The 13034-nt window shown below is 60.4% G+C and carries 17 protein-coding genes; 7 read left to right on the top strand and 10 right to left on the bottom strand.

Annotated elements, in window-relative coordinates; genetic code table 11:
- Positions 1 to 86: 86 nt before the first annotated feature.
- From BSF40_RS18960 to BSF40_RS18945, 4 genes are all read left to right on the top strand, one after another.
- Positions 87 to 389, top strand: a complete 303-nt coding sequence (locus BSF40_RS18960) for a type II toxin-antitoxin system HigB family toxin (protein ID WP_095966259.1) — start codon at positions 87 to 89, stop codon at positions 387 to 389.
- A complete protein-coding gene (locus BSF40_RS18955; protein WP_095966258.1) occupies positions 389 to 748 on the top strand; it encodes a type II toxin-antitoxin system HigA family antitoxin in 360 nt (119 codons plus the stop codon). The genes BSF40_RS18960 and BSF40_RS18955 overlap by 1 nt, the downstream gene beginning before the upstream one ends.
- A gap of 486 nt (positions 749 to 1234) precedes the next feature.
- Complete coding sequence (locus BSF40_RS18950; RefSeq protein WP_095966257.1) at positions 1235 to 1504, top strand: short-chain dehydrogenase; 270 nt, start codon at positions 1235 to 1237, stop codon at positions 1502 to 1504.
- Positions 1505 to 1664: 160 nt separating this feature from the next.
- On the top strand, positions 1665 to 2393 hold the full coding sequence (locus BSF40_RS18945; RefSeq protein ID WP_095966256.1) for a bifunctional 2-polyprenyl-6-hydroxyphenol methylase/3-demethylubiquinol 3-O-methyltransferase UbiG: 729 nt from the start codon (positions 1665 to 1667) through the stop codon (positions 2391 to 2393).
- A 290-nt stretch (positions 2394 to 2683) separates the two neighbouring features.
- Here BSF40_RS18945 and tam read toward each other — a convergent pair whose 3' ends face one another.
- From tam to fos, 6 genes are all read right to left on the bottom strand, one after another.
- On the bottom strand, positions 2684 to 3454 hold the full coding sequence (gene tam, locus BSF40_RS18940; protein ID WP_095966255.1) for a trans-aconitate 2-methyltransferase: 771 nt from the start codon (positions 3452 to 3454) through the stop codon (positions 2684 to 2686).
- A gap of 204 nt (positions 3455 to 3658) precedes the next feature.
- Positions 3659 to 4162 (bottom strand): DUF4142 domain-containing protein, encoded by a 504-nt coding sequence (locus BSF40_RS18930; protein WP_095966253.1) that lies wholly within the window; start codon positions 4160 to 4162, stop codon positions 3659 to 3661.
- Positions 4163 to 4235: 73 nt separating this feature from the next.
- Positions 4236 to 4394: a KGG domain-containing protein gene (locus tag BSF40_RS18925; protein ID WP_007976786.1), complete on the bottom strand. Its 159-nt coding sequence runs from the start codon at positions 4392 to 4394 to the stop codon at positions 4236 to 4238.
- A gap of 118 nt (positions 4395 to 4512) precedes the next feature.
- The gene (locus BSF40_RS18920; RefSeq protein ID WP_095966252.1) at positions 4513 to 5859 is read right to left on the bottom strand and encodes a diguanylate cyclase domain-containing protein; all 1347 of its coding nucleotides are present in this window, start codon (positions 5857 to 5859) and stop codon (positions 4513 to 4515) included.
- 79 nt (positions 5860 to 5938) lie between these two features.
- The gene (locus tag BSF40_RS18915) at positions 5939 to 6577 is read right to left on the bottom strand and encodes a LysE family translocator (protein WP_095966251.1); all 639 of its coding nucleotides are present in this window, start codon (positions 6575 to 6577) and stop codon (positions 5939 to 5941) included.
- A 64-nt stretch (positions 6578 to 6641) separates the two neighbouring features.
- A complete protein-coding gene (gene fos / locus BSF40_RS18910) occupies positions 6642 to 7058 on the bottom strand; it encodes a fosfomycin resistance glutathione transferase (RefSeq protein ID WP_095966250.1) in 417 nt (138 codons plus the stop codon).
- 203 nt (positions 7059 to 7261) lie between these two features.
- Between fos and BSF40_RS18905 the strand changes: the two genes are divergently transcribed.
- Together BSF40_RS18905 and BSF40_RS18900 are read left to right on the top strand one after the other, a co-directional pair.
- Positions 7262 to 7501, top strand: coding sequence for a CopG family ribbon-helix-helix protein (locus BSF40_RS18905; protein WP_095966249.1), 240 nt, complete (start codon positions 7262 to 7264; stop codon positions 7499 to 7501).
- On the top strand, positions 7491 to 7775 hold the full coding sequence (locus BSF40_RS18900; protein ID WP_095966248.1) for a type II toxin-antitoxin system RelE/ParE family toxin: 285 nt from the start codon (positions 7491 to 7493) through the stop codon (positions 7773 to 7775). The genes BSF40_RS18905 and BSF40_RS18900 overlap by 11 nt, the downstream gene beginning before the upstream one ends.
- A 10-nt stretch (positions 7776 to 7785) precedes the next feature.
- Here BSF40_RS18900 and BSF40_RS18895 read toward each other — a convergent pair whose 3' ends face one another.
- Positions 7786 to 8712: a LysR family transcriptional regulator gene (locus BSF40_RS18895; RefSeq protein WP_095966247.1), complete on the bottom strand. Its 927-nt coding sequence runs from the start codon at positions 8710 to 8712 to the stop codon at positions 7786 to 7788.
- A 77-nt stretch (positions 8713 to 8789) separates the two neighbouring features.
- On the opposite strand from BSF40_RS18895, the gene BSF40_RS18890 reads away from it, so the two are divergent.
- The gene (locus tag BSF40_RS18890) at positions 8790 to 9278 is read left to right on the top strand and encodes a DMT family transporter (protein WP_095966246.1); all 489 of its coding nucleotides are present in this window, start codon (positions 8790 to 8792) and stop codon (positions 9276 to 9278) included.
- Positions 9279 to 9406: 128 nt separating this feature from the next.
- Here BSF40_RS18890 and BSF40_RS18885 read toward each other — a convergent pair whose 3' ends face one another.
- From BSF40_RS18885 to BSF40_RS18875, 3 genes are all read right to left on the bottom strand, one after another.
- Positions 9407 to 10738 carry an MFS transporter gene (locus BSF40_RS18885; protein ID WP_095966245.1) on the bottom strand — a complete coding sequence of 444 codons (1332 nt, stop codon included), beginning with the start codon at positions 10736 to 10738 and terminating at the stop codon, positions 9407 to 9409.
- Between the two features lie 174 nt (positions 10739 to 10912).
- Positions 10913 to 11839: a hydroxymethylglutaryl-CoA lyase gene (locus BSF40_RS18880; RefSeq protein WP_095966244.1), complete on the bottom strand. Its 927-nt coding sequence runs from the start codon at positions 11837 to 11839 to the stop codon at positions 10913 to 10915.
- Entirely contained in the window at positions 11836 to 13029 is a 1194-nt protein-coding gene (locus tag BSF40_RS18875; RefSeq protein ID WP_095966243.1) for a CaiB/BaiF CoA-transferase family protein, read from the bottom strand. Before BSF40_RS18875 ends, BSF40_RS18880 begins: the two co-directional genes overlap by 4 nt.
- Between the last annotated feature and the right edge of the window lie 5 nt (positions 13030 to 13034).

Below are 13034 nucleotides of genomic sequence, written 5' to 3'. Positions count from 1 at the left end.
TCCCGATAATAGATTTCCTCCACGACATCAGAGATTGCAACTCTCCAGAACTCAGACCAACATCTCCCAAAACGGGAGGACGTGCAGTGCGTGTGATTGCAAAAGGGACATTGCGGGAGTTCTGGGAAAGTAGCCCGGCTTATGCTGACTCCGAAACACCACTGGTTGAATGGTATCGGCACATGGAAAAAGCCGTTTATGGCACGCCGCAAGAGGTCAAAGCGGAGCTGAGAACGGCCAGCATCCTCAAGGGTGGCAGGGTTGTATTCAACATCGGTGGCAACAAATACCGAGTGATCATGGCAATCGATTATCAGCGCCAGCTCGGTTTCATACGATTCGTTGTCACCCACGCCCAGTACGATCAGATCAACGCGGAGACCGTGTGATGGACATTAAACCTATTCGCAACCAAGAAGACCTTACCGCTGCATTTGTACGCGTGGAACAATTGTGGGGAGCTGACATTGGTTCACCTGAGGGTGATGAGCTGGAAATTCTGGCGCTGCTCATCGAAAAGTACGAAGACGAGCATTACCCAATGCCTCCGTCCGATCCGATTGAGGCCATTAAATTTCGCATGGATCAGCAAGGCCTGACTCCTCGTGACCTGGAACCCTTTATCGGCACAAGCGGACGCGTATCCGAGGTGCTGAACCGAAAACGCAAATTGAGCCTGTCAATGATCAAGCGTCTGCACGATGGGTTGCGAATTCCTTACGAAAGCTTGCTCGCGGGTGTAGCCTGATAGCTCTCCCCCAATTCCAACCTCAGCACAGGTTGTCTGACGGGAGACGCAGAGTTAGAAAAAACCGGTCCATGTGGCCGGTTTTTTTGTGCGCGGAATTTGGTGATGCACCCTCCAACGTTAGTGCTAAGACCCACATTTAAAGGCCCAACAGAGATCAACGCCAGAAAAAGCAACGTCCTACACGACACTGGGAATTGTCCGTACACTTGCGCATTGCTGTGCCTTTGTCATGAGCCCTATAGTCCGACCGCGCCCAAATGGCGTATCGGGTTTGGCGACTCGATGCCGTGGTACAGGAGCCTCCGAGAGTTTCTCGGAGCGCTTTTGAACGCAGTTGGCTACCTGTTTTTTGGTAGCTGTGCGTGGGAGACCTTCGGGTCTGCCGGTTTTACCATGGTCCGGTTCGCCAACCCGCGTACAGCTACCACCCTATTGTTTGGCGACGATTGAGTGGTGCGTCCTCCTCCAACATGGTAATCACTCATGAATGAATACATGGCTTTAACCAGCAACGCCGACGACTTGCCCTCGCTGTTCGTCAACACCACACAACCGCTGCACTCACTGCTTAGCACCGCCAGTTACCGCATCCGAGCGGTAACGCAACTCCTCGAAAACCTTGCAATGCGCGGCGACCTGACCTCTGACACTGTGGTGCTGAGCGACTTCGCATTGCTCTGCTGCGTACCGTTGCGCGATGGTTGCGATGTGCTGGATGTGATCGCAAGACGCATGGATGCAGAGCCGTCCTAAGATTGCACCGGGCGGCATCCTGTTGTGGCGAGGGAGCTTGCTCCCGTTGGACTGCGCAGCAGGCCCTGTTCGGGGTCGCTTCGCGACCCAACGGGAGCAAGCTCCCTCGCCACAGGTGCCTTCACTTATCATGTGAACACCTCAACAGAGCAACCCGAACATGACCCAAAACATCTACGACGACCCTCAGTTTTTCCAGGGCTACAGCCAGATGGCCCGCTCCATCGGCGGTCTCGATGCCGCGCCGGAATGGCCGGCGCTGAAGGCCATGCTGCCGCCCATGCAGGGCTTGAAGGTGGTGGATCTCGGCTGCGGTTACGGCTGGTTTTGTCGTTGGGCCAGTGAGCAAGGCGCTGACAGCGTGCTCGGTCTGGATGTTTCGCAAAAGATGCTGGAGCAGGCACGCAAAACCACCTCCGCATCAAACATCCGTTATGAGCGCGCCGACCTGGAAGCCCTCGATCTGCCGGCCGGCGGTTTCGATCTGGCCTACAGCTCCCTCGCACTGCACTACATCAAGGACTTACCGGGGTTGTTCGCCAATGTCCACGCGGCGCTCAAGCCCAGTTCGCCGTTCGTGTTTTCCATCGAGCACCCGATCTTCATGGCACCGCGTAATCCTGGCTGGATCATCGATGCCGAGGGCCGCAAGGGTTGGCCGGTGGACGGTTATCAGCGTGAAGGCGAGCGCGTGACCCACTGGCTGGCCGACGGTGTGATCAAGCAGCACCGCACCATTGGCACCTTACTCAATATGCTGATTGCGGCGGGTTTCAGCATCCGCCATGTCAATGAATGGGGGCCGAGCGATGCCGAGGTGACGGCGCAACCGGCGCTGGCCGAAGAGCGCGAGCGGCCGATGATGATGTTGGTCGGCGTTCAGCGCTGAGCCACGCGCGTATCTTTTGCGTATAGATCCCGGCACGCGAATAAAGAAACCGTAGCGCGGCGTTGAGCCCGGAAACAGATCCCTTATTCTCCCGGCTCATCCATCGCCCCGAGATCGACATGCACAATTCAGAGTTGGGAATCATGATCATTTCATTGATCGGGTTGTTCGGCTTTGCCTCGTTTGCTTTTGAATACTTGAGCGCCCGACGCTCGAAAAAAACAAACTGCCGTGATTGTTCCAAGCGGTAAAAGAGACAGGTGACGCGCATCAACTGTCCCTTTTTCGCATCAGCGGGTCGCGACGATAAACAGTCGCGGGAACGGCAACAGCACCGCCCCATCGGCCAAGGCCGGATACGCCCGCTCGATAGCCGCCTGGTATTGCTTCAGATACTGCGCCCGTTCCGCCTCGTCCAGCGGTTCGAGAAACGGCCGCAAGCCACTGCCCTTGAACCACTCCACCACGCCAGACGCGCCGCCTGCGAGCGGATGATGGTAAGTGGTGCGCCACACATCGACGCGTGAGCAACAGGCCTTGAGGATCGAGTAATAACCACTGGCATCGGCCATCTCGGTCCGCTGCCCGGCTGCGCCTGCCAGTTTGCCGACCCATGGACCATCAGCGGCGACTTCACGCATCAAGCGGTGCGAGTGCTCATTGAGGTTGTCAGGCATCTGGACGGCCAGGCTGCCTCCGGGCGCAAGCTTGCCCACCAGCGACGGCAGCAAGCTTGCGTGATCCGGAACCCACTGCAATACAGCGTTGGCGAAAATCACATCGAAGGGGCCTGCGTCGTTCCAGGTGTCGATGTCGGCGATGTCGAACTGCACCTGCGGCAAGCGCTTGCGTGCGGCCTCGATCATGTCGGTCGAACTGTCCAGGCCTCGGACCGTAGCGTTGGCAAAACGCTCGACCAGCAACTCGGTGGAGTTACCGGGGCCACAACCGATATCGATGGCCGAACGCACATCCCCGGCGGGGATGGCCGCCAGCAGGTCACGGGCGGGACGGGTGCGTTCATCTTCAAAAGCGACGTACTGTTTGGCGGACCAACTCATTGCGTTCTCCTGTCGGTGCGTTGTCCTCGGGTCGCTACGATACCGCGGCGAGCGCCGCCAAAGGTTTCAGAAAACTACCTTTTCACGTTTGAGCTGGAGAAACTGAGAAAGCACTACCGCAGCCTCGGCGAAGGCCTGACCATTGACCTGGACGGCACCGTCGTCCAGGAAAAAGGTCAGCAAAACCTGAAGAATTGCTGATGATCAGCTTCTGGCTTGCAGGGCCTTGGCCATTTGCAGATGATTTTGCAATTTGGGCAGGGTTTCTTCGGCGAACGCCTTGATTTGCGGCACGTCGGTGGTCTGCGCTTCCTGCTGCAACCGTTCGATGGCTTGCTGCGTGGTCTTCACCTGGCTGGCCGTATAGGCCTCATCGAAGGTTGCCCCGTCCATGACTTGTGGCATCAGGGCTTTGGCCTTTTCGACAATTTCTTCGCGCGGCGCTACCGGTAAATCCAGTTGTCTGGCGATTTTCGCCAGGTGCTGGTTCGCCGTGGTGCGGTCGTTGATGACAACGATGGTGTAGTCCTTGACCTCTTTGGACTCGGACTTCTGGTGTGCCAGGCGACTGGCCTCGATGTCGGCCATGCCCTGGGCCGACGCATCGTCGATGAATTCGGCAGGTGACTGGGCGAAGGCGTTGCTGGCAAACAGGCCCAGTAATGTGGCAATACTGGCATTACATAATCGGGTGGCCATCCGTTTCATGGTCGCGCCCTCCTTTTTCAAATTCAAACGGGAGCTTGCGCCCCCGCTTCTCAATCAAAACCACCTGCATCCATTACTTGGATTTCTGTCCGGGTTTGCGGCCCATGTCGGGTTTCGCAGGTTCTTTATCGACAGTCGTCGTGGTGGTTTTCCCACCCTTGCGACCGGCTTCAGACGCCTTCGTTCGATCGTTGGCGAAGTTTCCCGAGTTCGAGTTTCTTGAATTAGGCATGATTCTCTTCCTCTTGGTGATAGTCGCGGCGAGCTGGCGCCCGCATAGAATCTGAATTTGCGCGTCGCAAAAGGTTTAGAAAAATGCGTGGACAGCACGACGAACGGTGTACGGACTATCAGACCATTCGCAGGTGATGCTCACGTTTGGCGCAGTACATCGCCTCGTCTGCATGCCGGAATAATTGCTTCTCTTCAGTGCCGTGTTCGGGATATCGGGCGACGCCGATGCTTGGATGGATGCTCAGGTTGTGCCCGTCCAGACGCAGGGGCCGGGCCAGGACCTGACGGATTTTTCCGACCACGATGTCGGTATCGTCTGCGGCATGAATACTGTGCAGCAACACCACGAATTCATCACCACCAATGCGGGCCACGGTGTCGGTTTCCCGCACACAGCCCTTGAGCCGGTTGGCCACCGCTTGCAGCAGCATGTCGCCGACCGCATGGCCATGGGTGTCATTGACTTGCTTGAAGCGGTCGAGGTCGACGTACAACAGGGCCATGCGCCCGCCGTCCATGCGGGCCAATTGCAGTGACGCCTTGAGGCGGTCGCGCAACAGTTCACGGTTGGGTAGCTGAGTCAGTTGGTCGTACTGGGCCAAATGTTGCAGGCGGGCGTGCAACTGCTTGCGCTCGATGGCCGTCGCGACCTGGGCACAGACGTACTGCAGCAACTCCTTGTCCTGCTCGGTGTAGCGCTCGCCGCCCGGAACGCTTTTGACGATCAACGCGCCGATGGTGCCGTTCTGCGAGTTCAGCGGCACACCCAGCCAGCAGGGTGCGTTCTGCCCGGTCATCAGCGCTTCGAAGCCGGCAGGCGGCGTGCACGGGTTCGGGGTCAAAAGGATCGGCTGCCCCGTGCGGATCACTTCGGTGCACACCCGCCCGGTCATGGTCCCGGGCAGTTCGGGCTGTGACTCCTGGTCATCGACGTGATAAGGGAAATTCAGCTGCGCACAGTGCTCGTCGTACAGCGCCACGGAAAAATTCAGCGCCGGCAGCCACTCGCCGATGATCATGTGGATGCGCCTGAACAACGCCAGCAGATCCTCCGCCGCGTGGGCCGCTTCGGATATCGCATACAACGCGGCCTGCCGGGATTCGGCCTGCTTGCGTTCGGTGATGTCGCGCGCCACGGCAATGCGCAACTGGTCGACCTCGGACCAACGTGCCGACCAGAGGATGTGCACCACCCGGCCATCCTTGCGCAGGTAGCGGTTTTCGAAGTTGAGCTTGGGCTCGCCGCCCATGATTTCCCGGGCGGCATCAAGGGTACGCAAGCGATCTGCGGGGTGCACCATGTCGATCATCAATTGACCGATCATTTCATCGGCGCTGTAGCCGAAAATGCGCTCGCACGCCGCACTGACAAAGACGAAGCGGCCTTGCTTGTCCACCGCACAAACGGCGTCCAGCAACAGATCGATATAGCTCGCCAGTGGCGCGGAGTTCCGGTTTTCCATGGTTCAGCGTGGGTGTCCCGATAATGCAGCGCTCATCAATCATCCCTGCCCGGTCGGCCTTGCTTCCTTGTGATCACATTCAAGCCTTGTTCGGCATCAGCCCCGGCAACGCATGGACCAGCGCGTTGATGGCAAAGCCGATGAACATTACCCCGCACAACCGGGTGATCGCCAGTTCATGGCGTTGATACAAGGTGCGCACCCGCCGTGCCCCCACGATGCCAATGAGAATAGCGTAGGCGAGCAATCCACCGACAAAGCTCAGGCCGATCAGTGCTGGCAGCATTGACCAGTGGAGCAGTTCCGCGCGACTCGACAACAGTGCCGTGAATGTCGCCACCGCCACCGGATAAGCCTTGGGATTGGTCAGGCCGAACAGAATGCCATGCCAGAACGGCTGCCGCGCCGGACCCTGTGGTGCATCGCCATTGCTGCGCCGGGCGCGCACCGCACGCCAGCCGAGCCAGAACAGGTACAGGCCGCTGAGCACACCCAGCACGTCGAACGCGGTACTGCCGATCTCCCGCGCACCGACAATCGCGATCAACGCCGTGCTGCACCACACCACATCGCCGAGTAAATGCCCGCACAGAAACCCCGCCCCGGCCCGTCGCCCATGGGCCGCGCCAATGCCGAACACCGCCAGCACGCCCGGTCCCGGGGTGATGCCGTAGATAAAACCCGAGGCAAGCACGGCCATTAGTAGCGATGGGGTCATGGGGCGTCCTTTTGTACTGCTGGGTGAATGGTGGCCAGTCTATATCAGGTCCCGCAATATCGACTTACAGATCGTCGAAGAACTTCATCCCCGCATACGGCTGCTGCCGGCAGGCCGTCAGGCGCGACGCCAGATCACCCACATGGGCTTCCAGCTTGTGGCCATCCGGGTCGAGGAAGTAGAACGATGCGCCCTCGCTGCGGTTGTCGCGCCACTCCTGCACCCGGGCGGATCGCAGGCGCTCGACGAAACGCGGAAAATCCGCTGCATCGAGGCTGAAAGCGTAATGGGTGTAGTCGGCGGCGGGCTCGCAATGGCGTAGCGGGTCGAGGGAGAGACACAACCACAACCTTGGCAGCGACAGGTAGGCGCCGGTATCCCAGGTGGCTTCGAGGTGCAGTTGCAGGAGGTTCTGGTAGAACGCCACGCTGCGGTTCAGGTCGGTGACGGAGAAGGTCAGGTGGTTGAGGCCTGTGAGCATGGGGTTAAAGACCTTTGAGGTTTTCAGGTGCGACGCAGGTTTCAGCTATGAGGTTGGCAGCGAAAACGCCTGAATCTGCACGCGACAGATGGAAAGATTCAACACCACCGCAAGACCATTTGTTACGACAGACGAACGGGGCGGCCTCCACCCTGCATGACACTGTAGTATGTTGTATTACAAACCACTACATCGAGACCGCCATGTCCACCATGTCCTTGCGCCTGCCAGACGAAATCGCCGATACCCTCGCCAGTCTTTCCAAGGCCACTGGCCGCAGCAAGTCGTTCCTCGCAGTCGATGCCTTGCGCGAGTATCTCGCGAGGGAAGCATGGCAAATCGAAGAAATTCAGAAAGCGCTGAAAGAAGCCGATGCCGGCGACTTCGCCTCGTCAGACGAGGTCAGTGCGATTGCTGATAAGTGGGTAAGCAATGCGCGTTGAGTGGCTGCGTACTGCACTCAAGAACCTTGATGAAGAAGCCGCTTATATTGCGATAGAGAATCCAAAGGCAGCAGCAGATTTCGTACAAGCCATTCTCGCCAGTGTCGATCACCTTGCGCACTTTCCGGCGACAGGCCGGGAAGGTCGATTGCCCGGTACTCGTGAATGGATTTTGCCCGACCGCCCCTATCTGATTCCGTATCGAGTTCGCCAAGGTCGTCTGCAAGTGCTCAGGGTCTTCCACACTCGACGCCTTCCCCCCATCCATTGGTGATTACAGCGAATCATCCCCCCCGAAAACAAACCCCGTCTGCACCTGCACCAATCCGCTCATTCAGCCAGTTCAACGCTTGGTCTGCGCCCCGCCGTTTATGCCACGCCAACACAAAGGTGAACGACGGAATATCAAAGGGTGGCGGCACGACGATCAACGACTGTTCATCAATATCGCGCAGACCACGCGAGGCCACCGTCAGAATAAGATCAGTACCGCTGATGCATTCCGGGGCCACGCTCCAGTGCGGCAGGCTGACTGCCACACGACGACGTTCACGCAATGCCGTCAGCGCCCGCTCGATTTCCGGGGTGCCGCTGCCGCGCATTTCCAGCAGCACATGGGGTCGAGCCAGGTAGGTGGGCAGGTCGAGCACACCGTCGGCGGGCAGGCTTCTGCGGTCCACCAGGCAGGCGTAGTGCTCTTCGAACAGCGGCGTGCTGCGCAATTCGTTGGGCATTTCCGGGAACACACCGATGGCGACGTCAATATCACCGTTGAGCACGCCGTCGAGCATGCTTTCGCGGCTGCCATGGCTGATTTGCAGGTCGATGCCCGGCGCATCGCGGCGCAACGTCCGGATCAGGCCCGGCAGGACAATGGCGGCGCCATAGTCGGACATCGCCAGGCGGAAGGTGCGCCTGGCGGTAGCCGGATCAAACGCGTTCGGCGCCAGCAGCGCTTGCACCTGGGCCAGGATTTCGGCCAGCGGTGCCACCAGTTCCAGCGCCCGCGGCGTCGGTACAAGGCCGGAGCCGGCGCGCACCAATAGCGGATCGCCGAGCAGGTCGCGCAATCGCGCCAGCGCATGACTGACCGCAGGCTGGCTCAAATGCAAACGCTCGGCCGCCCGGGTCACGTGTTGCTCGGTGAGCAAAGCGTCGAGGACCACCAGCAGGTTGAGGTCGATGCGTCGAAGATCATTCATCTGCTGCATGCTCTGGATAACAAAACGGAATTTAAATCTGCGCGACGAATACCCTAGAGTCCAGCAAAACCTGTGGGAGAACGATCATGAGTACGTTGCATTGGGCCGGCCTGGTGGTGCTGGCAATGATTGCCGGGGCGGTGGTGCCGTTTCAGAGCGCGATCAACGTCAACCTCGGGCGCGGGTTGGGCCATCCGTTGTGGGCGACGCTCGCCTCGTTGCTGGTGAGCGTTATCGTGCTGTTGCCGATCATCGTTGTGATGCGCTTGCCGTTGCCATCACTGGCATTTATCAGCAAGGCGCCGCTGTGGATGTGGGCGGGTGGCGCTTTTGGGGTGTGCTTCATTTCCCTGGCATTGGTGCTGCTGCCCAAGCTCGGTGCCGCGGGGTTCATGGCATTGGCGCTGGCGGGGCAAGTGGTGGCGTCTTTGTTGCTGGATCACTTCGGCTGGTTTGGCCTGGTGGAGCGGCAGGTCACCTTGCCCAAGGTGCTTGGGGTGGTGCTGTTGATGGGCGGGGTGGTGTTGATTCAGTTTTTTGATGCGCCGGCCAAGGGCTTGGCGACAGTGGGTTGAGGGGGCAACCGACAGTCAAATGTCGGCTGTCAGTCAGTCTTCGCGAGCAAGCCCGCTCCCACAGGGGATATGCGGTCACTGTGGGAGCGGGCTTGCTCGCGAAAGCGGTTTATCTGGCAACGTAGATTTCAGGCCTTGTCGAGGGTCCGCAACTTCTGCGGCAACCCCCACAGCAACAGCGCCACCGCGATCAGTGCACAGACACCAATGACATACAGCGCTGGCGTGGTGCTGCCGGTCAGGTCCTTGATCCGGCCGACCATCACCGGGCTGACGATGCCACCGAACTGGCCCAGGGTGTTGATCACCGCAATCCCGCCCGCCGCACCCGCGCCGGCACCGGCCAGCAGTTTCGGCGGCAGGGTCCAGAAGCTCGGGATGGAGGCGATGATCCCGGCACCGAGCAGGCCCAGCGCGACGATCAGGAAGGTCGTGTGGCTGGCGAAGATCCCCGCACAGAAGAACCCGACTGCACCGACGGCCACCAGACCGGCGACAAACTTGCGTCGCTCACCGCAAGCATCGGACAGGCGTCCGATCACCACCATGCTGATGGCGCCGCAGATGTACGGGATGGCGGTCAGCAGGCCGATCATCACCGGACTTTCGGTGCCGGCGCTGCGGATCAGTTGCGGCGCCCAGAAATTCAGGCCGTAGGACGCCACCTGGATCAGGAAGTAGATCAGCCCCAGTGTCAGGAAACCCGGAATCCGCAGTGCGGCGAGCAACGAGCCACCGCTCTTGTGCGGCTCATGCTGGGCGATGCGGCTGGCCAGCAAGGTCTTCTCCGAAGGCGTCAGCCAATGGGCGTCTTCGATGCGGTCCTTGAGCAGGGTCAGCACCAGCAAACCGAGGCCGATGCACGGCACACCGCCGAGCAGGAACAGCCAGTGCCAGCCGCGCATTTGCAGCACACCGTCGAGGTGTTGCAGCACCAGGCCCGAGAACGGCGCGCCCACCAGGCCTGCGAACGCCGACGACAGGAACAGCATCGAGGTGATGCGCCCGCGATAGTGCTGCGGGAACCACAGGGTCAGGTAATACAGCACGCCCGGGGCGAATCCCGCCTCCATCGCGCCGATCACGAAGCGCAGCACGTAGAACTGCCATTCGCTGTTGACGAACACCATGGCCGCCGTGGCCAGGCCCCAGGACATCATGATCCGGGCGATCCAGCGCCGGGCGCCGACCTTGTACAGCATCATGTTGCTCGGCACTTCGAAAATCACGTAACCGACCACGAATAACCCTGCGCCGAGGCCGTAAGCGGTGTCGCTCAGGCTCAGGTCGGCCTGCAGTTGAAACTTGGCGAAGCTGATGTTGATACGGTCGAAAAAGGCGAACAGGTAGCAGACCATGATCAGCGGCATCAGGCGCCAGGCGACTTTGCTGACCAGGGCTTTTTCGGTGTCGTGGCTAACGGACGGGCTCGCGCCCGCCTCCAGTGCATTCAGGCTCATTGCGGTTCTCCAGGCGGACTTCCCGTGGGTGTCCGATTGTTTTTGTTGTCTGGTTGAGGTGCTTTTTATTGTGGGAGCGGGCTTGCTCGCGAAGACGGCGTGTCAGTCACCATCTATGTTGAATGTCAGACCGCTTTCGCGAGCAAGCCCGCTCCCACAGGGTTAGGGGTGGGGTCAGGAAGGCACCGGGTGCAGGTCACAATTGCGCCCGGCTTTGGCCAATTGCCCCGGTACTTCGTGGCCGAGCAGTGCCGGCAGTCCTCGGGACAGTTTCAGCAGCAGCGGCAGATCGATACCGGTGTGAATGCCGACTTCATCGCACAGGTTCACCAGGTCTTCTGTACAGATGTTGCCCGACGCTCCCGGTGCAAACGGGCAGCCGCCGAGGCCGCCCAATGCGGCGTCGAAACGTCGGGCACCAGCCTCGTAGGCAGCCAGCACGTTGCACAGTCCGAGGCCACGGGTGTTGTGGAAATGCAGGGTCAAATCTGCCGGCGCCACCCGCTGCAGCACCCGACGCACCAGTCGCTCGACCTGGCGCGGATTGGCCATGCCCGTGGTGTCGGCGAGGGTGATGCCCTGGATGCCGAGTTCCTGATAGGCCTCGACGATTTGCACGACGCGGTCCTCATCGATCTTGCCCTCGAACGGGCAGCCGAAGGTGGTGGCGATGCTGCCATTGAGGCGCACCGGGCTTTCGCCAACGAACCGCACGATCTCGCCGAACGCTGCCAATGAATCTTCACAACGCATGCGCATGTTCGCCAGGTTGTGGGTCTGGCTGGCGGACATCACCAGGTTCAGCTCATCGGCACTGCACGCCAGCGCCCGTTGCGCCCCCTTGAGGTTGGGGATCAAGGCGACGTAGATCACCCCCGGCTGCCGGGTAATGCCCTTGAACACCAGCTCGCCATCGCGCAGCGCAGGAATGGCCTTGGGCGACACGAACGAACCGGCTTCGATGCGGCTGAATCCGGCCAGCGACAATTGATCGATCAGGGCAATCTTGTCGTGGGTTTCAACCCAGGTCGGCTCGATTTGCAAACCGTCGCGCGGGGACACTTCCTGCACGATCAGGCTGTCGGAATAATCGGTGATCATTGCACCACTCCTTCGACTTTCAGGCGTTCGATGTCCATCGCGGTAAGGCCCAACTGCGCGAGGATGCCGTCGGTGTGCTGGCCCAGCCCGGGGCCGGACCAGTTCACGCCGCCGGGTGTCTCGGAGAGTTTCGGCACGATGCCCGGCATTTTCACCGTGGCGCCACCGGGCAGCTCGGCATTGAGCAGCATGTCCCGTGCCTGATAGTGCGGATCGGCGACGATGTCGGCCACTGAGTAGATGCGTCCGGCCGGGACTTCGGCGGCTTCCAGCGCGGCCAGCACCTCGTCGATGGGCAGGCTGCTGGTCCAGTGGGTGATGGCGGCGTCGAGCTGGTTGCTTTTGGCGGCACGCCCGTCGTTGTGGGCGAATTCAGGCGCCTCGGCCAGATCGGCGCGGCCGATGGTGTGCATCAGGCGCTTGTAGATCGGATCGCTGTTGCCGGCAATCACCACATAGGCGCCATCGGCGGTCAAATAGGTGTTGGACGGCGCGATCCCCGGTAAGGCACCGCCGCTGCGTTCACGCACATGACCGAGCATGTCGTATTCCGGCACCAGACTTTCCATGACGTTGAACACGCTTTCGGCCAGGGACACATCGACGATCTGCCCGCCGCCCTGCCCGGTCTTGACCCGCAGCAATGACATCAGCGCACCGATCACCGCATGCAGCGAAGCCAGGGAATCGCCGAGGCTCACGCCGACCCGCGCGGGCGGCGAACCGGGGGTGCCGGTGGTGTAGCGGATGCCGCCCATGGCCTCGCCTATGGCACCGAAACCCGGACGATCGCGGTACGGGCCGGTCTGACCGTAACCGGAAATCCGCACCAGGGTCAGGTTGGGGTTGAGGGCGTGCAACACGTCCCAGCCAAGGCCGAGTTTCTCCAGGGCGCCGGGGCGCAGGTTTTCGATCAGCACATCGGCGCTGGTTGCCAATTGCTTGACCAGTTCGATGCCTTCGGGGGATTTGAGGTTCAGCGCCAGGGACTTCTTGTTGCGCGACTGCAGGTACCACCACAGCGAGGTGCCTTCGTGCAGCTTGCGCCATTTTCGCAGGGGATCGCCCTGGCCCATGGCTTCGATCTTGATCACCTCGGCGCCGAACTCGGCCAGCATGCGCGCGGCGAACGGCGCGGCGATCAGCGTGCCGATCTCGATCACTTTGATTGCACTCAGGGGGGCAGTCATCGCGG

The organism is Pseudomonas sp. ACN5 (genome assembly GCF_002303975.1).
GTDB lineage: Bacteria > Pseudomonadota > Gammaproteobacteria > Pseudomonadales > Pseudomonadaceae > Aquipseudomonas > Aquipseudomonas laurylsulfatiphila.
The sequence above is the reverse complement of the archived record's forward strand: the minus strand, read 5'-3'. Positions and strand labels throughout refer to the sequence as shown.